This window comes from Shewanella sp. LC6 (assembly GCF_006385735.2).
Classification (GTDB): domain Bacteria; phylum Pseudomonadota; class Gammaproteobacteria; order Enterobacterales; family Shewanellaceae; genus Shewanella; species Shewanella xiamenensis.
Genome location: NZ_CP043903.1, coordinates 162,778 through 186,437, shown reverse-complemented (window position 1 = coordinate 186,437; position 23,660 = coordinate 162,778). Strand labels below are relative to the sequence as shown.

General features: G+C 49.7%; 22 protein-coding genes and 3 pseudogenes. 11 read left to right on the top strand and 14 right to left on the bottom strand.

What is annotated here, in order from left to right:
• Positions 1 to 38 precede the first annotated feature (38 nt).
• The 6 genes from FJD32_RS23425 (at position 39) to FJD32_RS23400 (ending at position 3,639) form a co-directional block, all read left to right on the top strand.
• The gene (locus FJD32_RS23425; protein ID WP_084796744.1) at positions 39 to 404 is read left to right on the top strand and encodes a hypothetical protein; all 366 of its coding nucleotides are present in this window, start codon (positions 39 to 41) and stop codon (positions 402 to 404) included.
• Entirely contained in the window at positions 404 to 652 is a 249-nt protein-coding gene (locus tag FJD32_RS23420) for a hypothetical protein (RefSeq protein WP_140906641.1), read from the top strand. Before FJD32_RS23425 ends, FJD32_RS23420 begins: the two co-directional genes overlap by 1 nt.
• Positions 653 to 757: 105 nt before the next feature.
• Positions 758 to 1,435, top strand: coding sequence for a hypothetical protein (locus tag FJD32_RS23415; protein ID WP_011711687.1), 678 nt, complete (start codon positions 758 to 760; stop codon positions 1,433 to 1,435).
• Between the two features lie 76 nt (positions 1,436 to 1,511).
• Positions 1,512 to 2,096, top strand: a complete 585-nt coding sequence (locus tag FJD32_RS23410; RefSeq protein WP_011711688.1) for a hypothetical protein — start codon at positions 1,512 to 1,514, stop codon at positions 2,094 to 2,096.
• Complete coding sequence (locus tag FJD32_RS23405) at positions 2,074 to 3,189, top strand: tyrosine-type recombinase/integrase (protein WP_011711689.1); 1,116 nt, start codon at positions 2,074 to 2,076, stop codon at positions 3,187 to 3,189. The genes FJD32_RS23410 and FJD32_RS23405 overlap by 23 nt, the downstream gene beginning before the upstream one ends.
• An 87-nt stretch (positions 3,190 to 3,276) precedes the next feature.
• Complete coding sequence (locus FJD32_RS23400) at positions 3,277 to 3,639, top strand: DUF2511 domain-containing protein (protein WP_140906642.1); 363 nt, start codon at positions 3,277 to 3,279, stop codon at positions 3,637 to 3,639.
• A gap of 522 nt (positions 3,640 to 4,161) precedes the next feature.
• Here FJD32_RS23400 and FJD32_RS23395 read toward each other — a convergent pair.
• The 3 genes from FJD32_RS23395 to FJD32_RS23385 are packed head-to-tail and all read right to left on the bottom strand — an operon-like array spanning position 4,162 to position 7,837.
• Positions 4,162 to 7,242 carry a Tn3 family transposase gene (locus tag FJD32_RS23395; protein WP_205403062.1) on the bottom strand — a complete coding sequence of 1,027 codons (3,081 nt, stop codon included), beginning with the start codon at positions 7,240 to 7,242 and terminating at the stop codon, positions 4,162 to 4,164.
• Positions 7,243 to 7,265: 23 nt separating this feature from the next.
• Positions 7,266 to 7,577, bottom strand: a complete 312-nt coding sequence (locus FJD32_RS23390) for a type II toxin-antitoxin system RelE/ParE family toxin (RefSeq protein WP_011638897.1) — start codon at positions 7,575 to 7,577, stop codon at positions 7,266 to 7,268.
• Entirely contained in the window at positions 7,577 to 7,837 is a 261-nt protein-coding gene (locus FJD32_RS23385) for a type II toxin-antitoxin system Phd/YefM family antitoxin (RefSeq protein WP_011638898.1), read from the bottom strand. Before FJD32_RS23385 ends, FJD32_RS23390 begins: the two co-directional genes overlap by 1 nt.
• A gap of 231 nt (positions 7,838 to 8,068) precedes the next feature.
• Here FJD32_RS23385 and FJD32_RS23380 point away from each other — a divergent pair.
• Positions 8,069 to 8,596, top strand: a pseudogene (locus tag FJD32_RS23380) (replication protein A); the annotation flags it as partial.
• 185 nt (positions 8,597 to 8,781) lie between these two features.
• Positions 8,782 to 9,096, top strand: coding sequence for a hypothetical protein (locus FJD32_RS23375; RefSeq protein WP_039920606.1), 315 nt, complete (start codon positions 8,782 to 8,784; stop codon positions 9,094 to 9,096).
• Between the two features lie 310 nt (positions 9,097 to 9,406).
• Here the strand turns inward: FJD32_RS23375 and FJD32_RS23370 are convergent, their stop codons facing one another.
• The 11 genes and pseudogenes from FJD32_RS23370 to FJD32_RS25320 all read right to left on the bottom strand — a co-directional run bounded on the left by FJD32_RS23370 (position 9,407) and on the right by FJD32_RS25320 (position 19,749).
• Complete coding sequence (locus FJD32_RS23370) at positions 9,407 to 9,712, bottom strand: DUF2845 domain-containing protein (RefSeq protein ID WP_209000265.1); 306 nt, start codon at positions 9,710 to 9,712, stop codon at positions 9,407 to 9,409.
• Positions 9,713 to 9,900: 188 nt separating this feature from the next.
• Positions 9,901 to 11,205, bottom strand: a complete 1,305-nt coding sequence (locus tag FJD32_RS23365) for an IS1380-like element ISPa33 family transposase (RefSeq protein WP_010793081.1) — start codon at positions 11,203 to 11,205, stop codon at positions 9,901 to 9,903.
• 79 nt (positions 11,206 to 11,284) lie between these two features.
• Positions 11,285 to 11,794 (bottom strand): hypothetical protein, encoded by a 510-nt coding sequence (locus FJD32_RS23360; protein ID WP_181159865.1) that lies wholly within the window; start codon positions 11,792 to 11,794, stop codon positions 11,285 to 11,287.
• A 3-nt stretch (positions 11,795 to 11,797) separates the two neighbouring features.
• Complete coding sequence (locus FJD32_RS23355) at positions 11,798 to 12,616, bottom strand: hypothetical protein (protein ID WP_197731400.1); 819 nt, start codon at positions 12,614 to 12,616, stop codon at positions 11,798 to 11,800.
• Positions 12,617 to 12,685: 69 nt separating this feature from the next.
• Complete coding sequence (locus tag FJD32_RS23350) at positions 12,686 to 13,111, bottom strand: hypothetical protein (RefSeq protein WP_075123233.1); 426 nt, start codon at positions 13,109 to 13,111, stop codon at positions 12,686 to 12,688.
• A gap of 763 nt (positions 13,112 to 13,874) precedes the next feature.
• Positions 13,875 to 14,342: a hypothetical protein gene (locus FJD32_RS23345; RefSeq protein ID WP_079890275.1), complete on the bottom strand. Its 468-nt coding sequence runs from the start codon at positions 14,340 to 14,342 to the stop codon at positions 13,875 to 13,877.
• 7 nt (positions 14,343 to 14,349) lie between these two features.
• Complete coding sequence (locus tag FJD32_RS23340; protein ID WP_102053792.1) at positions 14,350 to 15,075, bottom strand: hypothetical protein; 726 nt, start codon at positions 15,073 to 15,075, stop codon at positions 14,350 to 14,352.
• 93 nt (positions 15,076 to 15,168) lie between these two features.
• A pseudogene (locus FJD32_RS23335) lies at positions 15,169 to 17,412 on the bottom strand (Tn3 family transposase); the annotation flags it as partial.
• A gap of 11 nt (positions 17,413 to 17,423) precedes the next feature.
• On the bottom strand, positions 17,424 to 18,632 hold the full coding sequence (locus tag FJD32_RS23330; RefSeq protein ID WP_001206290.1) for an IS4-like element IS10A family transposase: 1,209 nt from the start codon (positions 18,630 to 18,632) through the stop codon (positions 17,424 to 17,426).
• A 108-nt stretch (positions 18,633 to 18,740) separates the two neighbouring features.
• Positions 18,741 to 19,586: pseudogene (locus tag FJD32_RS23325) on the bottom strand (DUF4158 domain-containing protein); the annotation flags it as partial.
• Positions 19,587 to 19,596: 10 nt separating this feature from the next.
• Positions 19,597 to 19,749, bottom strand: a complete 153-nt coding sequence (locus FJD32_RS25320) for an NTP-binding protein (RefSeq protein WP_345890730.1) — start codon at positions 19,747 to 19,749, stop codon at positions 19,597 to 19,599.
• Positions 19,750 to 19,795: 46 nt separating this feature from the next.
• Between FJD32_RS25320 and FJD32_RS23320 the strand changes: the two genes are divergently transcribed.
• Genes FJD32_RS23320 through FJD32_RS23310 form a run of 3 tightly spaced genes read left to right on the top strand, consistent with a single transcriptional unit; the run spans position 19,796 to position 23,603 of the window.
• A complete protein-coding gene (locus FJD32_RS23320) occupies positions 19,796 to 21,478 on the top strand; it encodes a DDE-type integrase/transposase/recombinase (RefSeq protein WP_010791757.1) in 1,683 nt (560 codons plus the stop codon).
• Between the two features lie 2 nt (positions 21,479 to 21,480).
• Positions 21,481 to 22,389: a TniB family NTP-binding protein gene (locus tag FJD32_RS23315; RefSeq protein WP_000393453.1), complete on the top strand. Its 909-nt coding sequence runs from the start codon at positions 21,481 to 21,483 to the stop codon at positions 22,387 to 22,389.
• Entirely contained in the window at positions 22,386 to 23,603 is a 1,218-nt protein-coding gene (locus FJD32_RS23310; RefSeq protein ID WP_000801210.1) for a TniQ family protein, read from the top strand. The genes FJD32_RS23315 and FJD32_RS23310 overlap by 4 nt, the downstream gene beginning before the upstream one ends.
• Positions 23,604 to 23,660 lie beyond the last annotated feature (57 nt).

Sequence of the window (23,660 nt, the reverse complement as noted above, 5' to 3'; positions counted from 1 at the left end):
CTTTAATCAGATAAGAAATTCAGTTATTAGAGGTGACTATGTTTGCTGCATATTTGGTTATAGGTGTGTTTGGGTTCGTCGCTGGCCTAATTGTTTTGCTCAACAAAGGTAACCCATTACCAGCAGCAATTCCTCGTGCAGCATCGCTTAAGTTCATCCCAAGTAAGATCCCATGTGTTGCTAATCAATACCCCGAAGTATGTGATGATGATACAGGTTTGAAACGTAGAACGGGCGCTTACCATGATTATCTTATCAATCCAGCTACAGGGTTGCTTACGCTGAACGGCGCTTTGGATGTGGCAGGTAATCCTTTAGGAGCTGACTTGACTCATTCAGGCATCGATAGCGGTCACGACTTTGACCATGACTTTGGTATGAATCGTTTTGGGAATGATTTTTAATGGAATTATTGGAGACTACTCAAGCGGTTGCAGGCCAATTCTATGCGTTACAGCAAGAGCTGGTTTCGTTGAAGTCGACGCTAATTTTGCCCTGTAGTGAGAAAAAGCTGTCCAACCACGCGCTCGCCTTTGATTTGTACCAAGGCACGGGGTATCTGAGCATCGTGAAGCAATGGAGCAGGTATAGCATTAGCGCGGGGATTAAACGGTTTGGCCTTAGCGGTGAAGCAATGCCCGTTACGGCATGATTGAAGCGAGGTTGTAATATTAAAATCCTGTAGAATTTACTCAAAATTTGCCAGAAATTGAACCTATGCAATGATGATCTTACATTAATAACTGAGAGAAATTAGATGCAAATTAGCCCAAGTATTTACCTTGACCAAGCGACCAGTTTGTTAGCTCCCCTGCCGTTCCTAGAGGACAACGGCGACGCGGATAGCTACTATCAGGAATACAGCTTTTACGTCGATACGCCTAACCCGCTGGTTAAACTGGAACTCGCAGTAATGGTCAATGCCGAGGTGCTGACCGATAGCGACCATGCCCCCATCGTGTTCACCTACGGCATTAACCTTGGCCAAGGTAACGGTATTGAGGATGGTGCCAATTTCTACGTCGAGGACATCGAGGCTATCAAGTCTGGCGACTTCGAACCAATTAACTCGGTTGAATTAGCTCTTCTTCAAGGGGCCATCCCTATGCTGGATAAGATTGTTAGTGCCTTGCAAAGCAATCCACTGGTCTGGAAGGTGGTGAGCCAACAGCTATCAAAAATCGTCTCTGGCATCATCACCCGCCCATCAAGCCCGAATGAACCAGATTTTTTGACAGGGGCACTTGTTGAATGTGATCTCCAAATTCAGGACTTAGATGGCACACAAATAACTATAGTACCTGCGCCGCAAGGAGGATGGACTCATGACAGCCTTGAAGCGCTGGACTGTGATGCATTGGCAGGTGGTCAAGCATGGAATGCGTATCTACTTTACGGTGTATTACCTCAATGGGTAGGCTGCTCAGAAATCTAACTAAACTTGTTTGATTTAGTTAGTGTGTGTCTCTATACTAAAAACATAATTATTAGTGTAGAGACGCCATACTAAAATGAATGACACTACCTCCCCACTCAAATCTGACTCATTAGGCCCAGCTTGGACGTATCACGCCCTCCCCTCTGACGTCAGTTCGCGACCCAAGGGACGCACATTAAGACTGTTAGCGGCAAGTGAAGCTGCAAGCCCACAAGTACGTGATTTACTCTCGCGCATGATCGGTAACACTTACAACCAGATAGAGAAAACCGAGTGGTTTACTTCGCAGTTCTTAAATGGCACTCCGACCCTCACTGTGACATTCCGTCAGTTAATGCGAGAAACCGAACCCACCAAATCCAAGCCGTTACCACAGGAAACCGCGCTGCATTCATTGAATGTCTGTCTTAATTCCATTTTCTCGGATTCAGGTTGGAAGCTGGTACGTCGGCGCATCTCTCAAATCGAGCGGGTTCAAAAGACGACTCGACCTGTGATCAGCAAGAACCAATACGACAAGCTAGTTCTTTTCAAGGATACGATTGGCGCAAAATCCGTGGATGCTGCGATTGATGAATTACTGAGTTTTTACAAGGACGAACACCCCGCATTTTCAGCAGACAGGGAGGCATTAGGTGAGCTTATTAACTACGAATAATCACAGCGTTGCACTGTCCTATGGCGAACCTCCGTCAACGCTTAACGATTCGTTAAAAGACAGTTATCAGCGCTCTACTGACGAGCTACAGGCGCTATTGTCAAAGCCTCTGGCTCAGTTAACCGATGCAGACAAGCTCCGCATTCGGGAGATTACACAGGCAAAACTCAAGCACTTTCTTGATAATGGCCACCGTACCCGCAGGGCTAATACATGGCGAGCACTAATGAGCCGGTGGGCTAAGTTTGAAAGTTGGTGTCTTACAAATAACCTAACCCCGTTGCCTGCGACCCCCGAGGTAGTGGCCACATTCATTGAGTACTACCAGGCATCGTCGTACACCACCTTATCTCAATATGCTTGGGCGATTAACAGTTTCCATGTGGAGTGTGGTTTGTTGTCCCCTGTGAGCAGTAAGACCGTGCAAGACAAGCAGAATGAAATCAGAATAGTAAAGCTCGAGTCAGGCGGTTTAGCGCAAGAGCAGGCAACGCCTTTTAGACTTCATCACCTGCAGATGCTCATAGAATCGTATGGCGAGAGTGAGAGGTTATTAGACAAGCGCAATTTGGCGTTGCTGAACATCGCCTATGAATCGTTGCTTCGTGAATCCGAGCTGCTTCGGATCAAAGTAGGCCATCTCAAATCCACTTTTGAAGGCGATTATGTGTTGTCAGTGCCTTACACCAAAACCAATGACTCGGGTGAAGAAGAGGTAGTGAACATTACACCGCTAGGCTTCAAATTGATTCAGAGGTACATCCAAGGTGCTGGGCTGACTAAGGAAGACTACTTGTTTCAGCCGATTGGCCGGAGCAATAAAGTCTCGGTTCAAGCCAAGCCGATGTCCACCCGTACAGTGGACCGAGTATTTCTGTGGGCATTCGAGAGTTTAGGAATCGACCGTCATTCTGCTTGGTCAGGGCATAGTGCCAGGATTGGCGCCGCACAGGACTTACTTGCCGCAGGCTATTCGATAGCCCAAATCCAAGAGAACGGTCGTTGGAAAAGCCCAATGATGGTATTGCGGTACGGCAAAGACATTAAGGCAAAGGAAAGTGCGATGGCCAAGATGTTGGCAGAAAGACGGTAGTCAGATTCAACCTCCATTTCTATGTGAACCTGACAATTATTGGCGTAATATTAGTAGGTTAAACAATTTAAAACAGGAATGGGAACTGTGAAGAAAGCGATTATTCTCTCATTACTGGCATTAAGCCCAACTTTAAACGCTAAAGAAATTCATCAAAGTAGTTATGGGGAAAGTTGGCCGTTTACTGTCGAAAGCGGAGAACTTGGCTGCTACGACCAGGCAGTGATTTTTATCGCAAATGATAAAGAATATGCGGTAAACGGTGTTGCCCAAAGCAAGGGTTATGATTCTATTGAGCCAATTTGGAAAGAGGATAGTTCTTTATTGGAATACCTAAAGGCAATAGCTAAAAAGGAAAATAAAACTCTTCGACAAGTTCAGGATGAAATGGGTGCATCCCGCGTTAATATCGGACCGATCCTTCAAGAAGGCTTAAAACTTTGTAAGTAGCTTACCTTATGAACCTAATCCCCTTCGGCCTTCGTAGTGATGGCTTGTATATAGATGCAGAGGACGCAACGCGGGGTAAGTCCTGTGATTGTACTTGCCCATCATGCGGTATTGCCTTAATCGCACGGCAGGGTGACGTTAATGCGTTCCACTTTGCCCATGACTCCAAAGGTGCGAGTAAGGAAGAGATTGAGGCCTGCAAATACTCGTTTTATGTCTCAGTTCGCTACATGCTGAAGCAGCTTCTACAGGGGACAGGCTTGTTATTGTTGCCACCTCTCGAGATTGACCATCACGGCCAAACGCACGTCATTACCAAAAGTTTGCCAATCACGGTGGAGCCCAAGGACATAACGCCTGATAGTTATGAGCAGGATATTATGTTTGACTTAATCTTTACGGTCTCAGGCCGCAAGCTATGCCTATACATTAGCCATCCTGGTCGCCCCCCGCCGATATATAACAATCTGGCTAAATTTGCCCAACGCGCCAAAAATGTAAAGTTAGCTTTAAATTCTAAAATCACTCACTTGAATTCTCGTTCTCAATCAGCGCTTGCTTCCAATATTCTGGTTCAGCATATCGAGCAACCAATGCATCGATATCTATTTTTGAGGTTGATGGACTAAACTCAAAATTGCCATACATATTGATGTGCTGCCATGCAACGGGCGAAATACTGTGAAGCTGAGCCAGTGCATTTTGATCTCCTACTGTTTGCTTCTGTTCATAGACACGAGATAGCAGCGCTGTGTTGTAGTAAATGACCGCGTTGGTGATGAGCCGAGAGCATTCATTCCATATTTGCTGCTCCTCTTCTGTTTTTACTCTGAATTTTCCACCGTTAACAAATGCAACTGCTCGTCTAAGACGATGATAGGCTTCGCCACGATTTAATGCTTTTTGTACACATTGACGTAAGCCAACATCGTCGACAAAGTCGAGAATGTATAGCGTTCGGCATATGTTTTCCAACTCCCATAATGCTTTCTTGGTCTGATTCTGACGCGAATAGCTCGAGAGTTTGCGAACAATCGTGGCTTGAGTAACATCTTTTTGAGCTAGCGATGCCATGATACGTTGAATATTGGGCCATTCACGTTCAATCAATTCATCGTTGGTTTTTCGGGCAGGCTTTATTAGCCAGTCACCACACTCATTGGGATGTTGTGAGCCGACTAACGTATCCATTTTCTTATGCAAATCACGATAACGAGGTGCAAAATGATATCCAAATGCATGCAAAATCCAAAAATTAACCTGATTGGTGCCATGGGTGTCAGTGGAATGCCGTTCTGGCTTTATATCAGAGGTATTGTTATGCAATAAATCGAAAACGTAATGGCTTTCATGTTCGTGAGTCCCAATAATCTTTGCATTTATAGGAACATGATTTGCGACCAACGTGTAGGCGCTGACACCTTTCTGTAAACCAAAATACTTAGGAGAATATCGAGCGTTAAGGGTGTTAATTTGCGTTTCCATCCGCTGGCCATCGCTACTTGAATGGAGCGAGTCCTGAATATCATAGAGATGAAATGCGGGTAGCTGGCTGGTTGCATTACTAATCGCATCATTAGCCGCTCGCAACGTCTCCAAGCGTAGATAATTTCTAGACGTCCCCGCCATTGATGCTGAGCTAAGGCCTGAAACCTCAGCCATTTTTGCTAACCCCATGTTTGTTCCCATCGCAACAATACAGGCGAAAATTTCACGGGGATCAGCTTCATGCTTTACATAACGATCTAATACATGGGTAAATGCATTTAAAAATCCAGTATTACCCGCAACAAACCACAGTAGATCCGCAATACCAATTCCTGGTAACTGGCTGTAAAAATCGCTATTAACGGATTCATCACTGCTCGGATAAAGCAGCTTCCAACGACGCTTTTCGGCAGCCCCAATTACTTTAATATGTTTGTTGACCCCATCAGAAATATGTTGGTTAATCGCACTATAACGTGCTGCTAGCATAGTATGAAATACAGCCAGAGTATCTTGGATAGGGGCCAATAAAATGGGTGCACCAATATCTTGCAATACTCGTTCTTTATCCTGCCATCTAAGATCGCTTATTAAGTCATCTTCAAAGCGGCGAAATTCATTACTATGTTTAACGTACACATCACCCGCTTCCAGTGAGTTGCGTAGTAGGCGATAGACCAAAAACTCATAGCGATCTACATCTAGCGTTTTAAATGTTTTACCCTCTTTACTAAACAAATATCGGCGTAAACCTTTAGGAATAATCTCAGTCGGAAATGCATTAGGATCAGTTTGCCTTGGTGATTTTTCTGTGCGTAACAAGTTTTGTAAAAAACCGATAGCTTCAAGCAAAGGAGAGTCTTCTACACGTCCGGCAAAATCCAGATCAGTAAAAAGTTGCCTTAAGTTACGTTTGAATGTGGCGGATAATTTTGTGTAATGTAACCATTCAAATGCCGTTTTGTCGAAAGCAATATTGCGTAAGTAATCAGCAACTAATGGGAATCTCTCTTGTTCAAGCAATGCATAGGCTTTTTCTTTAATAATGGAAAAAGGTGTGTCATCGGTGATGGTGTCATCCGTAAACAGGCTCAATACATGACCCGCAGCCTGTAAATTTTTCGCTGCATTGGTAACCGCATTATTCATTGCTTCTTCAGCGGCACGCTTGGCCTGTTTCTCGTATTGATCGACCCAATGGAGCAATGCTTCAATTAAGTTGTCATTAATTTGCTGAAACCGATGAAAAGCAAAAAACAGCAGATATAACTGAGCAGTCTCTTTTTTCATGCGTTGAAGTTTATAAGTGGTATAAAACTTAACCATAGAAGCATAATACTTGCCGCTTTCATTGGAGATCCCCGCTGTTATGAGGAACTGCTTGGCAAACTCATGTAGAGGCTGGAAAAACTGCCGCCGTGCGACTTCATGTCGCAATTCTTTATAACTGAAATCTTTAGCTTCATGTTTTAATGCGCTGACGCGAAATACTCCTGAATCAGCCCGAAGCAAAGCCGCTAATTGCTGATCGATAAGTGAAGTCATGCAAGTGCTAAGTAATCGAGCAATACGGGTGCGTTCATAAGCCACCACTCTACCAATCATCTCTTGCATATACCGATAACTGGGCATGACAATACGGTGTAATGCTAAGTATTGGGTTAATTCACGAAAGATAAAGATAGGTTGTGTCGATAGCATCGCAACCCGCTGTGCTTTATCTTCCAAATCAACTTTTACCTCATTATCACATTGTTTATACTGGAATAAATCAAGAATTGCTCGTTGTTGTTCAGCCCTAATCGGTCTTGAGGGACTTTTCAGCCTTGAAAGCGTTTTGGTGGGAAAGTACAGCGCGGCAATGTAATCCAAGTCATTTAGTACTGACGATTCTTGTTCATAACTGAAAAACTGCCGTTTGGCTTTGAAATAGCCCAGTTGCAATACTAAATGGGCTGCCACAGAAAACGTTCGGGTATTGTCGAATAGCTCGCGCTCTTTAGCACTTAAGTCAAAATATAATCGACGATCATCATCTGAGAAATGAGGTAATCCAAACAGTTCATCTATTTCATCAGTTGACAAAATAGATAGCCGCCGAACGTCATTTTTCATGGTGCCCCCCCTATTTCAATACATCAAATAATTTCCCGCTCCGCGAGATGTGCAAGTGGAACCATACTTTTATGTAAGATCCCAAATACAACGAATTGATGCTCATGTTGGATGTAATAGATGACATGACTTGAATAAGGGAAGCTAAACACATTCACGCGTACCTCGGGTCTATTTTTCCCAAGGGTGGGTGTTTCAGCCAGCAGCTGAATCGTTTGTCTAAGTCCTGATAAATATGTCTTCGACTGAGTCGTTCCCCATTGGGCTAACGTAAAGCGGTGAATACCTATCAGATCAGATTGTGCATCGGGCGTTAAATGATAAGTTACCGGCATTAGTCATACTGCCCTGCGGCCAGCTCATCAAAAAAGGTATTACCATCAACCAAATTGCCCATTTTGATGTCAGTCATGGCTTTCACCGCTTTGGATTGAAGCAAATGTAATTTTAGTGTCTCGATACTTTGGTACGCATCAGCTGAAATAACAACGGCCACAGGCTTGCCATTTTTATTAATTTGGATTGGAGCTTGTTGAGCTTTGAGCAACAAATCTCCAAAGTGAATTTTTGCTTCATTGGCTGAAAGAGTGTTCATTTATCACCTTTAAACGAATCGTTCGATTCGCTCAATTTACACCAGTTGGGCGATAAAAGTCAAAAATGCACCTTATCAAAATGTATACAATTTGATAGAGTAATTTATCACCTATCAAAACTACTATCATAAGTCGGTTATCAAAATCTCTAAAGAGATTATGGCAAATTTTTAATTTTTAGGTTTAAGGTGTATTTGATATTGAAAACAAGTTGTTACCTCGTGCATAAATCTAACTTTACACTTTTGGCGCGTTGGGCAAATTTAGCCAACTTCCAGCATTTCGGTTTCTCCGAAGACCTGTCGTGGTCCTCGCTGCGGGCCACGGTGAAATCAGTCGCCCGTTGGACGTGGGATCGCTACAGAGGCGATAGCCGCTGCCATCGAGGCGTGATGCAGCTCGACAAGGACTTGCCGCTGGTTGAGCGGCAGCGACTTGCAGCCGCACGCACGCACGAGGTCAGGCAAAAGGCCACGGAGTCCAAGGTTCGAGCTGCGTGCCGCCAGCTCCAGCAGAAGGGGGAAGCCCTCACTCAAGCCGCTATTGCGCGTCTGGCGGGCCTTTCGCGCCAAACCGTCGCGGCCTACAAGCATGTCCTTACCGAAGTGCTCAAGCCAGCAGTTGTCGCAGTGCTGGAAGTGGTCGCAGCACCCAGATCAGATGTTAAGCATGGTGTACATCAGGTATCTGCCCCCCGCTCCTCGGTGGTTGATTGGATCGCGAAGGGGTTGGATTTGGAGTCTGTCGATTCTTCGTAGTGCTGTCCGGGGGGGCTTCCGCTTTTGAGTAGCCCTGCATTTTTAAATGCGAGTAGCCGCAAGGGTTGTGGGTAAGTCCGCAGGACTTATCCATCATCCCGCGCAGCGCCGAAGGCGCGAAGTAGTAGCCCTGCCGCCCATCGGGCGGCTTCCCCCTCGGGGTGATGGATAGAGGATTGTTGGTGATGGCAAAGAGATCATTTAGCCCTGAGCTGCTGGAGTCGCTTCGGTCGATGGTTGTGACAAAAGCTCTTGATGCCCTCGGGTTGCATTGGAAGCGCGATCCAGATTTTCAGCCTGTGAAGGATGCGGCGACGATCCGGTTGCATGTTGCGGTTGGTGGCCAGGTTTTCGAGCTGCTGGTGACTGGTGCCAAGTTTTTCGATACCCGTGCAGACAAAGGTGGTGGCGGTGCGATTGATTTGGCTATGCACCTCTTGCGGCTCGACTTCGTTGCGGCGGTTAAGCGGTTGTCGTCCTCGCGTGTTTCCAGTGTTTGAGTGGTGGATTTCAAGCCTTCGGCGACCGCGAAACCTTGCCGGTTTCGGGCTTCCCGCGTCCGATCTTGCCGGACTGGCCGCGTGGATAGGCTCGGTGGGCTACGCCCTTGAACCTACCCACACGTAGAGGCTATTCAACGGCATCCGCATCAAGGGGAGCCCGCAGAATTCGGATAAAATCGTACGCTAAGGGCGGGAGAGACAAAACTGAGGTCGCGCGCAAAAGATTGCGGTCGGTGAGTGAGCTACGGTTTTGCCGTTTTCTCTATCAGGCCGATGAAAATCCAGGGGCCAAGCGCCCTGTGTGCCCTCACTGGCGACGACTCTCAATCTTCACTAAAACCCCGTCAATGAATTTCAGATAGCGGTACACTCCATTGCTGGGGCCATACACCCAGTTTTCAACGCTTACGGACTTATTCGGAGTCTTGTTGTTGCTACCGATTACAGGATCAATGATTTCCCTGTTTTTTGGCTCCCCACACTTCTGGATCACCTCAAATTTACTGAAACCCTCATTAATCAAGTTATTTCCACAGCGCATTGAGGCCTGTGAAATATTTGTGTGCGCCAATAGAATTACGGAAAACACTGAGATCGGAATAATTTTTTTCACGAGCGCCTCCTTTAGGGGCCTGACTAGCCCGGATTTCTCATGAGGCCGGCAGGCGTGGCCGGTGAAGCCTCGGTGTATCAACAACCTGCCTTCCACCGCTAAAAATTGATCGTTTTTTATTCAATTCCCGCGTATGGGGCGCACTGCCCCCTTTCCCCCATTGAGCCGGGCCGGGGGCGCCCGCCTGTTCAGGTCGGCTTGAGGCGGGCAACCAGCCCCGCAAAGAGTTCCTGATGCGGATAGGCCTCGCTGATCAGCACGCGGATGCGCCGGCTGTTGCGAATGATCACCGCACCGATCTTGAGCAGTTTCAAGCGCAGGTTATGGATGCTCATGCGCGCCAATGCGGTGCCCTGGAGATGATCGCGTAGCCGTTCGAACAGCACATAGGCAAAGGCCGACAGCATCAGCCGCCACTGGTTGGTCCACCAGCGTGGGCTGGAGGTGCGGTCGGCGAACAGATCCAACTGTTGGTCCTTGATCCGATTCTCCATGTCGCCACGGCCGCAGTAGTCTTCGTAGTACTGCTGGGCAGCATCCTCGGCAAAGCGGGACACGACGATGAAGCGTGGATTGGCACCCTGCTCGCCATGTTCCAGGCGCGACACGACCAGGCGGCGCCTACGCCAACTACCGGCCTGATAGAGGAAGCGATACACGCCGGACATCTTCTGCCCGGTTTCTTGGTAGGCCTCGGCGACCGCTTGCATGGCCGGCGCCGCCATCCGCTGCAGGCGGGTGTTGCGGGCCAGACCCACCACATAATCCACCTGCTTGCGGTCACACCAGTCGAGCATGCGATGTCGGCAAAAACCGCCGTCACCGCGGAACACGATGCGGGTCTCTGGCCAGAAGCGGCGAATGAACTTGACCAGCAGTGCCAGGATGGCCCAACTGTGTCGGGCGCCATCGATGTTGCTCGGGCGCAAATAGCTCACCAGCAGATGGCGACCACAGAACACATAGAGCGGCAGGAAGCAGTAATGGTCGTAATAGCCATGGAAGAAGCGCCCTTCCTGATCACCATGCACCGGCACATCGGTCGCATCGAAGTCGAGCACGATCTCAGCCGGCGCCTGGTCATGCTGGGCGATGAAGTGCTCCCACAGCAGGCGATGGGCTTGCACCACCGTTTCGCGATCGGCTTGCTGTTCCAGGCGCCCCAGAGTGGATTTGCCGGCCAGCGGTTGCAGGCGGTTGACCGCAGTCTGCAGCGCGTAGTCATGGCGCAGGCCGTCATGATCGTTGAGATCCTCGTAGCCGGCGGCCAGTGCATAGATACGCTGGGCGAGCAGTGTCTGCAGTCCATGCTGGACACGCCCAGGATCACGCCGATCGGGAACGATTTTGGCCAGGCGGCGGGTCAAGCCATGTTGCCGGTCGACCTCGCGCAGCAGCAACAAGCCCGCATCCGAGGTGATGTGACCACCGGTGAAAGAGGCCTCGACGAGGCGGCGAGAGAGGGGTGAAAAGTGGAGTTTTTCTGGTAGCATTTTGTGCGCGGCTGAAGACTTATGGGGCTTTGTTTGGCGACAAGAATCATAAGGCTTTCAGCCGTTTTTGTTTATGCGGTCATGAGAAATCCGGGCTAAGTTCCCCATAAGCGGCATATCGTTCTGCTTCTGTGTAAGTTCCCGAATCATCATAGACAATGGCGCTCAAATCATTTCGAGCCATGCCTGCGAACGGATTGGAAAGATGCTTGGGCGGGGATTGGGATAGCCCGATGGCCCAATCCAGAGACTTCTGGCCTAAAGTCAATCGAGCGGGATCGTCTGTTTTTGGAAGTAAGTCGTCTTTGTTATAGCTCCCGCCTGCAATAAGGTGTCCGAAATTATAAATATCCTTCTGTCCTTTTGCATATAGGCTCTTCAACTCGCTTTGTGACATGGATGTCTGTCGCTCGATAGCACTGCTTTGAATATAGCGTGCCTGAGCGGAACTGGATATTGAAACGGTTGCGGCAGTGCTTGAGTTGGTGTTTTCAGTAGTGGACTTTGTAGTGTTCTCCGATCGCAAGCCTTCCTGAGCAGGCGCTTTTGCGGGAATGCTCGTCTGATAAGATTTGATCGAGATGTTCATGGTTTATTGTGCCTTAGAAAGCCCAATCGCTTTCTCCAGGACGGCTTGCAGCATTTCCTGCGATGACTGACCTTCTTTGAAGATGCTTTCAGAGAGTTTCTCGGTGTCTTCCTCGGTTGCTTGTTTGATTAGGGCGAGCGGTCCCCATTGATCCAGCTGTTCTTGATACAGACTGTCGATGCTGTCCCTGTAACCATCCGGGTAGGCTGCCTTTTCTACCGGAGGCAGATCATCGAAGTAGTCCAGAATGCTTTTGAAAAAATCACGATTATCGCCACCATTTGTTAGTTTGGCTGACAGGCTGGAGAAATATGCCTCGTCCTGCATGCGGAGTTCTGCTGAGGCAGCATATCGCTCGGCCATGGTGTATGTTCCGGAGTCATCATAGACCACGGCACTCAGATCATTTCGGGCCATTCCAGCAAAAGGGTTAGAAGCATTCCCCGGGGGGGATTGATGAAGGGAAATGGCGTATTCCAGAGATTTTTTTCCCAGTTCCAATCGTGCGGGATCATCTGTTTGTGGTAGCAAATCATCTTTATTGTAATTTTTGCTGCCGAGAAGTTGGCTGAAATTGTATATATCAGACCATGTACTTGAGTGTAGCTGCTTTAATTCACCTTGCGACATGGCAGCTTGGCGCTCGGTTGCGCTGCTCTGGATATAGCGGGCTTGTGCGGAGCTGGATATTGAGACGGTTGCGGCAGTGCTCGAGTTGGTGTTTTCAGCGATGGACTTTGTAGTGTTGTCCGAACGCGGTATTTCCTGGGCAGGCACTTGTGCGGGAATGCTCGCCTGATAGGATTTGATCGTGATATTCATAGCAATACTCCAAAAGCCGGAGATAACAGCATAGCTATCCCCGGCCAGAGAGCCTAGAGAAATGCCGAATTACTTGATTTCAAATTCGACTGTATAGTTGTACGGAAGCCCAGCTTGGGCCGCAGTGATGTTGGCATTACAGGTGGCGCGAGTGGTGCCAATGCTGGTGCCGGTCTTGGTCCAGCTCGGTACTTTGGTGCTTGGGTTGACCTGGTGCGATGCCGCAAAACGGCATTTCTTGTTGCCGGAAGCGTAGACGAAGCGCATGCCAGAAACCGTATCTGCAACGCTGGTCAGGTAGAAAGTTGTTGTATTGGACGGCAGGATCGAGCCTGGCGTCGGCGAGACGCTACCTGAGAAGTACTCGTAAGTGTATGCTGCTTCGGTGGTGGTGGAGTTTTTCACCTTAACGGTGACAGTAGTATTGGCCGCGTGGGCGGTTGCGACCATCGACGCGAAGAGAGCGGCTGCTCCGAACAGTTTAGCGAGTTTCATAAAATGTCCTTTTAAGGTTGATAATCTCTACAGCGCTTGTCCCTCAGCATTCAGGCAAGTACCTGACCTGCCAGGTCTCCCCGGCAGCGGAAGAACATCTAAATTAACGGCGGTAAATGAGAATTCTTTAGCTTTCCTGGCTGTTTTTTCTGCATTTTTTTGCGTAAGTTTTCGTCGTGCTCATGGCGCCAGAACATACCCTGCCTGCAACCCTTGCACCTCAACGCCCTGGGTGATCGCCTGTCCAGGCACGGCAGGAACATTCGCTGGCGTTGCGCCTGCTGTGGCGCGGAACATGACATAAGTTGAACCGTTATTGAGGCGCCGCCGGGATTCTGGAAATGTTTTCGTTCCACTGAGCGTCAGCCCTCTTAAACAACGTCTATTACGTACTAACAGAGCCCACCAAATCAAGCTTTTTCGTGATGAGAATAGATAATTCAGGATTATCTACTCTTAGGAATCGGCAATTTTTAAGGTGTGTACAGAGTATTTTAGTATGTAATAAGTGTACCATGCGTATTACATACCATACTCTAAGCCGTTGCTGAATTAGAACTAAAATAGCCATTAAATCTAATAGTTAAGTCTGTTTTGGCGGATATTCCCAGAATCCCGGCGGACCCTCTTATTGTCCGTCGCCAAAACCTGGGGCGGAACCACGATGCCCTGCTCGTTGCGGTAGAGGATGACCGCCAGCCGGACGCTCATATCCAGCCTGACCTGCGCGGCTTCGGTCTTCGGCGTATCGAAATGGGCATCATTACTTCATTGCAAGCGCTGCCACCTTCACTAAATCTTCTTTGCTTAAGTTAAGGTCTTTGGTAACTTTTGCCAGCATTTGATTTGCATCTGCCAACGCTCCAGATAGCGCATTGATCATTGCCTGGCTCTGCGCAACTTTCACCTGTCGCGTTTCGTCGCTAAGGCTGGCATCGTTCATGATCTGTTGGAGTTTTTCCTGTTCAGCCTTGAGCTTTTCTTTAAGGTCGCGGATCATTTTCAGAATGCGCTGCACTTCATCGGGGAGGCCGCTATTTTCAATGTCGTCGTATTTCCCTGATGTTTTCTTGTTGGCTTGCCCAGCCATCATAAGGCCAGCCATTGAAATTTTTACAGAGCCTGCGTCATCTGGCTGAGTATTTCCAAGGGGAGACTGCGCACTGCCCGTTGTGATGGTCTGCGCAGGCTGTACGGACATGATGCCGGTTGACGATGTGATGATGCTCATGCGTCCGTCACCCTTGTGAGACTGCCCTTGAGTCCTGTGGCTCTACGGCTTTTGCCGAACGTTGCGCTTGGGCCATTTGTTCAAGTTGCTTGATCAGTTCAGCAATGTCCACATCTTTAGGAACATTCAGTTCTTCAATGCTTTCACCACGAGATAGGCGCTGTGCCAGCTCAGAGAAATTGACTTGGTAGCTTGATGAATTACCGCTTGAATAGTTGCGATCTTGCGGAGAATAGGTTTCTTTCGCTACAGTAGCCCCGGTAACTGGTGAAGCATTTGCAACAGCAGCGATGAGCTTCATGGAATTGATTGCGCCACCACGACTCCCGTTAAATTCACTTCCGGCATATGTGGGAAGTTGTTTTTGCTGAAAATCCCATTGATTGTATTTTGCGTCTTGATTTATCCCCTTGCCATCAGGGCCAAATTCTACTGAGCCAGATATATATCCGAAATTGACTTGTTCGTAAGTCAGAAGTTTTGCGTCGATAAGCCCTCTGTAAAGAGTGAGCATATCATTGCGGCTGGCATCTTTAACATTGATATCTTTTACTATCTCTTTAAATTTATCATAATCATCCTGACTTAGAACGCCACCCAATACCCCGTTTTGGCTGGTTTCTTTCCCTACTTTTACGGTAAATCCCTCATACTGTTTGGGATCAAGCAGTGAACGGTTCGCGTTGAGTGATAAATTGCCCAGTGCATTTGATAACGGGTTAATTGATGGCATGGTCTATGATTCTCCCTTTGAGTTGCCATGACGCGATTTTGGCTAAATTTGCCCAACGCGCCAAAAATGTAAAGTTAGCTTTAAATTCTAAAATCACTCACTTGAATTCTCGTTCTCAATCAGCGCTTGCTTCCAATATTCTGGTTCAGCATATCGAGCAACCAATGCATCGATATCTATTTTTGAGGTTGATGGACTAAACTCAAAATTGCCATACATATTGATGTGCTGCCATGCAACGGGCGAAATACTGTGAAGCTGAGCCAGTGCATTTTGATCTCCTACTGTTTGCTTCTGTTCATAGACACGAGATAGCAGCACTGTGTTGTAGTAAATGACCGCGTTGGTGATGAGCCGAGAGCATTCATTCCATATTTGCTGCTCCTCTTCTGTTTTTACTCTGAATTTTCCACCGTTAACAAATGCAACTGCTCGTCTAAGACGATGATAGGCTTCGCCACGATTTAATGCTTTTTGTACACATTGACGTAAGCCAACATCGTCGACAAAGTCGAGAATGTATAGCGTTCGGCATATGTTTTCCAACTCCCATAATGCTTTCTTGGTCTGATTCTGACGCGAATAGCTCGAGAGTTTGCGAACAATCGTGGCTTGAGTAACATCTTTTTGAGCTAGCGATGCCATGATCCGTTGAATATTGGGCCATTCACGTTCAATCAATTCATCGTTGGTTTTTCGGGCAGGCTTTATTAGCCAGTCACCACACTCATTGGGATGTTGTGAGCCGACTAACGTATCCATTTTCTTATGCAAATCACGATAACGAGGTGCAAAATGATATCCAAATGCATGCAAAATCCAAAAATTAACCTGATTGGTGCCATGGGTGTCAGTGGAATGCCGTTCTGGCTTTATATCAGAGGTATTGTTATGCAATAAATCGAAAACGTAATGGCTTTCATGTTCGTGAGTCCCAATAATCTTTGCATTTATAGGAACATGATTTGCAACCAACGTGTAGGCGCTGACACCTTTCTGTAAACCAAAATACTTGGGAGAATATCGAGCGTTAAGGGTGTTAATTTGCGTTTCTATCCGCTGACCATCGCTACTTGAATGAAGTGTGTCCTGAATATCATAGAGATGAAATGCGGGTAGCTGGCTGGTCGCATTACTAATCGCATCATTAGCCGCTCGTAATGTCTCCAAGCGTAGATAATTTCTTGATGTCCCCGCCATTGATGCTGAGCTAAGGCCTGAAACCTCAGCCATTTTTGCTAACCCCATGTTTGTTCCCATCGCAACAATACAGGCGAAAATTTCACGGGGATCAGCTTCATGCTTTACATAACGATCTAATACATGGGTAAATGCATTTAAAAATCCAGTATTACCCGCAACAAACCACAGTAGATCCGCAATACCAATTCCTGGTAACTGGCTGTAAAAATCGCTATTAACGGATTCATCACTGCTCGGATAAAGCAGCTTCCAACGACGCTTTTCGGCAGCCCCAATTACTTTAATATGTTTGTTGACCCCATCAGAAATATGTTGGTTAATCGCACTATAACGTGCTGCTAGCATAGTATGAAATACAGCCAGAGTATCTTGGATAGGGGCCAATAAAATGGGTGCACCAATATCTTGCAATACTCGTTCTTTATCCTGCCATCTAAGATCGCTTATTAAGTCATCTTCAAAGCGGCGAAATTCATTACTATGTTTAACGTACACATCACCCGCTTCCAGTGAGTTGCGTAGTAGGCGATAGACCAAAAACTCATAGCGATCTACATCAAGCGTTTTAAATGTTTTGCCCTCTTTACTAAACAAATATCGGCGTAAACCTTTAGGAATAATCTCAGTCGGAAATGAATTAGGGTCAGTTTGCCTTGGTGATTTTTCTGTGCGCAATAAGTTTTGTAAAAACGCGATAGCTTCAAGCAAAGGAGAGTCTTCTACACGTCCGGCAAAATCCAGATCAGTAAAAAGTTGCCTTAAGTTACGTTTGAATGTGGCGGATAATTTTGTGTAATGTGACCATTCAAATGCCGTTTTGTCGAAAGCAATATTGCGTAAGTAATCAGCAACTAATGGGAATCTCTCTTGTTCAAGCAATGCATAGGCTTTTTCTTTAATAATGGAAAAAGGTGTGTCATCGGTGATGGTGTCATCCGTAAACAGGCTCAATACATGACCCGCAGCCTGTAAATTTTTCGCTGCATTGGTAACCGCATTATTCATTGCTTCTTCAGCGGCACGCTTGGCCTGTTTCTCGTATTGATCGACCCAATGGAGCAATGCTTCAATTAAGTTGTCATTAATTTGCTGAAACCGATGAAAAGCAAAAAACAGCAGATATAACTGTGCACTGAAGGATCCCCTCATAAATCAGCCATAGCATAGCCATATTTGAGCAACTGATTGGCGAATAATACCCAGGCCGCCAGCAATTCTTTCTCCGTGATTTGATAATCAGGCCGCCTGAGCACCTCCAATCCCAAGCGAATCGTTGAGAGTACCGTTCGATGCCCAATGGTATTGGCCTGAAAATGCTTATCCCAGCCCTGTTGCTGTGCGTGTAAACCAACTAGCCACAACAGGCATTGAACCATCAACGCTATCAGTAGGATGATGTCGAATCGCTCTGGACTGTTGGTACGACTTTGGCGTAAGCCAAAGCCGTATGCCGGGCTTTTGAGGTCACGAAAGGTTTCCTCTATTTGCATACGTTTGGCGTACAGGTTTACCAGCTGCTTTGGGCTCCGAGATTCTGGTGGTAAATTGCTGGCTAACACCCAAGGCTCTTTCGCCGATGTTGAGTACGTTTTTGCCGATGGATGGTGGCAATTAGTCCTCGTTGAACGCTGATTTGTACGCCCCTTAGGTTTGCTACGATAAAGCGTGAGATGGCAATTGATAGGGTTAGTTTTGGTCAAGGTCTTACAACCCAGGCTCTTCGCTTGACCGTTGGCCAAGTCATGTGTACTGCGAACTGCACGCCAATTTTCAGCGCCAATATCTGCAAATTGAACTGTACCGCGAATACGGCTTAGCCAAAACCAACCATGCGCCTCAACCTCTTTGTACCAAGGCACTTTGAACCCCGCGTCAGTCACGATGAGAGGGGTAACATGCAAAGGTAAAATCTTGGCTAAGTCCGCTAAAAAACCGTTGTGGGAGGCCTTAGAGCATTGTTCTGATAGGGGATAGGACTTCTCATACAGGGTAATAGAGCGGCCATTGAAGGCTATTGAGGCGCGCAGAGCCATGATGCGTTTATGCTCTCGGATGTCTGACCAATCGACGAGCACAATCGGCATAGGGTTACCAGAACAGATGAGGCTGGCATGCCATTGGTAGACAGCTAACCGTTCTTGATGCAGATGCGTGTTGCCGAGCAAACGATCAATGCGCTTGATGTTGTGCTTGGTTCGGGCCGTGGTTGGTAAATTTCGACCTAACTCAGTCAAGGTCAGTGTCTTACATTCAATCAGTGCCTTAGAGGCCAGCATCAAGCTGTTTAATCGTTTTAGGTGAAGTTCTGGGCAGTATTGGTGTAAAGAATGTTGTAGGATATTGGCTTCGCGCATCTTGTTGTCCAAGTGTAGTTTTTAGCGAAACCATTTGATCATGCAACAAGATGCGCTTCCACTCTAATTTGATGATTTATTTGTAAATCATCAGGGGATTCTTCAGAACTGTGCAGTCTCTTTTTTCATGCGTTGAAGTTTATAAGTGGTATAAAACTTAACCATAGAAGCATAATACTTGCCGCTTTCATTGGAGATCCCCGCTGTTATGAGGAACTGCTTGGCAAACTCATGTAGAGGCTGGAAAAACTGCCGCCGTGCGACTTCATGTCGCAATTCTTTATAACTGAAATCTTTAGCTTCATGTTTTAATGCGCTGACGCGAAATACTCCTGACTCAGCCCGAAGCAAAGCCGCTAATTGCTGATCGATAAGTGAAGTCATGCAAGTGCTAAGTAATCGAGCAATACGGGTGCGTTCATAAGCCACCACTCTACCAATCATCTCTTGCATATACCGATAACTGGGCATGACAATACGGTGTAATGCTAAGTATTGGGTTAATTCACGAAAGATAAAGATAGGTTGTGTCGATAACATCGCAACCCGCTGTGCTTTATCTTCCAAATCAACTTTTACCTCATTATCACATTGTTTATACTGGAATAAATCAAGAATTGCTCGTTGTTGTTCAGCCCTAATCGGTCTTGAGGGACTTTTCAGTCTTGAAAGCGTTTTGGTGGGAAAGTACAGCGCGGCAATGTAATCCAAGTCATTTAGTACTGACGATTCTTGTTCATAACTGAAAAACTGCCGTTTGGCTTTGAAATAGCCCAGTTGCAATACTAAATGGGCTGCCACAGAAAACGTTCGGGTATTGTCGAATAGCTCGCGCTCTTTAGCACTTAAGTCAAAATATAATCGACGATCATCATCTGAGAAATGAGGTAATCCAAACAGTTCATCTATTTCATCAGTTGACAAAATAGATAGCCGCCGAACATCATTTTTCATGGTGCCCTCCCTATTTCACTACATCAAATAATTTCCCGCTCCGCGAGATGTGCAAGTGGAACCATATGTCATTTTCAGAAGACGACTGCACCAATTGACGGGGCGTAACGCCAGATGTGCAGGCGACTCCTGACAACGCAATATCAGAAGTCATCTGCACCAATCTCGACTATGCTCAATACTCGTGTGCACCAAAGCGAGGTGTGAGCATGGCGTCAGACACATCATTGATTGCCGAGCAAGGCGTGGCCACCCTGCCCGATGCGGCTTGGGCGCAGGCCCGGCAACGGGCGGAAATCATCGGGCCGCTGGCAGCGCTTGATGTGGTCGGGCATGAAGCCGCCGATGCCGCTGCTCACGCGCTTGGCCTGTCCAGGCGGCAGGTGTATGTCCTAATCCGCCGTGCCCGGCAAGGTGCTGGGCTTGTGACGGACCTGGCTCGCAGCCGATCCGGCGGCGGAAAAGGCAAGGGACGCTTGCCGGAATCAGTTGAGCGCATCATCCGCGAGTTGCTGCAAAAGCGCTTCCTGACCAAGCAGAAGCGTAGCCTGGCAGCGTTCCACCGCGAGGTCGCGCAGGCTTGCAAAGCGCAAAAGCTGCGGGCGCCGGCGCGCAACACCGTGGCTCTGCGGATCGCCGGCCTCGATCCGCTCAAGGCCACTCGCCGCCGGGAAGGTCAGGATGCGTCCCGCAGCCTGCAAGGTGTCGGTGGTGAGCCTCCCGCCGTGACCGCGCCACTGGAACAAGTGCAGATTGATCACACGGTCATCGACCTGATCGTGGTGGACGAGCGCGACCGGCAACCGATTGGCCGTCCGTATCTGACCATCGCCATCGACGTGTTTACCCGCTGCGTGCTCGGCATGGTCGTCACGCTGGAAGCGCCGTCATCTGTTTCGGTCGGCCTGTGCCTTGTGCATGTCGCCTGCGACAAGCGTCCCTGGCTGGAGGGTCTGAACATAGAAATGGAGTGGCCGATGAGCGGCAAGCCCAGGCTGCTCTACCTGGACAACGCGGCCGAGTTCAAGAGCGAAGCGCTACGCCGAGGCTGCGAGCAGCATGGCATCCGGCTTGACTATCGCCCGCTCGGGCAGCCGCACTACGGCGGCATCGTGGAACGGATCATCGGCACGGCGATGCAGATGATCCACGACGAATTGCCAGGGACGACCTTCTCCAACCCTGACCAGCGCGGCGACTACGATTCCGAAAACAAGGCCGCCCTGACGCTGCGTGAGCTGGAGCGCTGGCTCACATTGGCGGTCGGCACCTACCACGGCTCCGTGCACAACGGCCTGCTCCAGCCGCCGGCAGCGCGCTGGGCCGAAGCTATCGCGCGGACCGGCGTGCCAACCGTCATCACTCGCACCACGGCTTTTCTGGTCGATTTTCTGCCCATCATCCGCCGCACGCTGACCCGCACCGGCTTCGTCATCGACCACATCCATTACTACGCCGATGCGCTCAAGCCGTGGATAGCTCGGCGCGACCGCTTGCCTGCGTTCCTGATCCGGCGCGACCCGCGCGACATCAGCCGCATTTGGGTGCTGGAGCCGGAGGGGCAGCACTATCTGGAAATTCCATACCGCACCTTGTCGCACCCGGCTGTCACCCTCTGGGAACAACGACAGGCGCTGGCGAAATTGCGGCAGCAAGGGCGCGAACAGGTGGATGAGTCGGCGCTGTTTCGCATGATCGGCCAGATGCGCGAAATCGTGTCCACCGCGCAGAAAGCTACGCGCAAGGCGCGGCGCGACGCGGATCGACGCCAGCATCTCAAGGCAACGGCAGTTCTTTTCAAAACCACGCCACCACCGGACGCGGACATGGCTGACCCGCAGGCAGACAACCAGCCACCTGCCAAACCGTTCGACCAGATTGAGGAGTGGTAGCCGTGGAAGAATATCCCATCATCGACTTGTCCCACCTGATGCCGGTGGCCCAGGGCTTGGCCCGTCTTCCGGCGGACGAACGCATCCATCGCCTTCGCGCTGACCGCTGGATCGGCTATCCGCGAGCAGTCGAGGCGCTGAATCGGCTGGAAGCCCTGTATGCGTGGCCGAACAAACAACGCATGCCCAACCTGCTGTTGGTCGGTCCAACCAACAACGGCAAGTCGATGATCGTCGAGAAATTCCGCCGCACCCACCCGGCCAGCTCCGACGCCGACCAGGAGCACATTCCGGTACTGGTCGTGCAGATGCCATCCGAACCGTCGGTAATCCGCTTCTACGTCGCGCTACTTGCCGCGATGGGCGCGCCATTGCGCCCGCGCCCACGGCTGCCGGAAATGGAGCAATTGGCGCTGGCACTGCTACGCAAGGTCGGCGTGCGCATGCTGGTGATCGACGAATTGCACAACGTCCTGGCCGGCAACAGCGTCAACCGCCGGGAATTCCTCAACCTGCTGCGTTTCCTCGGCAACGAGCTGCGCATCCCGCTGGTCGGGGTCGGCACACGCGATGCCTACTTGGCGATCCGCTCGGACGACCAGTTGGAAAACCGCTTCGAGCCGATGATGCTGCCGGTGTGGGAGGCCAACGACGATTGCTGCTCACTGCTGGCCAGCTTCGCGGCTTCGCTCCCGCTGCGGCGACCCTCGTCGATTGCCACGCTGGATATGGCCCGCTACCTGCTCACGCGCAGCGAGGGCACCATCGGCGAGCTGGCGCACCTGTTGATGGCGGCGGCCGTCGCTGCCGTGGAGAGCGGTGAGGAAGCGATCAACCATCGCACGCTCAGCATGGCCGATTACACCGGTCCCAGCGAGCGGCGGCGGCAATTCGAGCGGGAACTGATGTGAAGCCAGCGCCACACTGGCCACTGCATCCGGCTCCCAGGGAAGGCGAAGCCTTGTCTTCGTGGCTCAACCGCGTGGCCCTTTGCTATCACATGGAGGTGTCCGAGCTGCTGGAGCACGATCTTGGTCACGGCCAGGTTGATGACCTGGACACCGCGCCACCACTGGCGCTGCTGGCGATGCTCTCCCAGCGGAGCGGCATCGAGCCGGACCGGCTGCGTTGCATGAGTTTCGCCGGCTGGGTGCCTTGGCTACTGGACAGCCTTGATGATCAGATTCCAGACGCATTGGAAACCTATGCGTTCCAGCTCTCGGTGCTGCTGCCGAAACTCCGCCGTAGGACGCGATCCATCACGAGCTGGCGTGCCTGGCTGCCCAGCCAGCCGATACATCGCGCCTGCCCGCTCTGTCTGAACGACCCGGCAAACCAAGCCGTACTGCTTGCATGGAAGCTGCCCCTGATGCTGAGCTGCCCGCTGCATGGCTGCTGGCTGGAATCCTATTGGGGCGTGCCTGGGCGGTTTCTCGGCTGGGAGAACGCCGACACTGCGCCGCGCACCGCCAGCGACGCGATTGCGGTGATGGACCGGCGCACCTGGCAGGCACTGACGACCGGCCATGTGGAGCTGCCGCGCCGACGCATCCACGCTGGATTGTGGTTTCGGCTACTACGCACGCTGCTCGATGAGCTGAACACCCCGCTTTCGACGTGCGGAACCTGCGCGGGGTATCTCCGCCAAGTCTGGGAAGGCTGCGGGCATCCGCTGCGTGCTGGGCAAAGTCTGTGGCGACCGTATGAAACCCTGAACCCGGCAGTACGGTTGCAGATGCTGGAGGCGGCGGCAACGGCAATCAGCTTGATTGAGATGAGGGATATAAGCCCGCCGGGCGAGCATGCAAAGCTGTTCTGGTCCGAACCCCAAACCGGTTTCACCAGTGGCCTGTCGGCGAAAACGCCGAAGCCCGAACCCGTCGATCACTGGCAACGGGCAGTCCAGGCCATCGATGAGGCCATCATTGAAGCGCGGCACGACCCCGAGACGGCACGCTCGCTGTTCGCGTTGGCTTCCTATGGTCGGCGCGACCCCGCTTCCCTGGAACAGTTGCGCGCCACCTTCGCAAAGGAAGGCATCCCCCCGGAATTCCTGTCACATTACGTGCCTGATGGACCCTTTGCATGTCTTAGACAGAATGACGGGTTAAGTGACAAATTTTGACGACCAGAACTTTCCGGTGCACACTGTCACATAATCGAACGTATATGTGACAGGTAC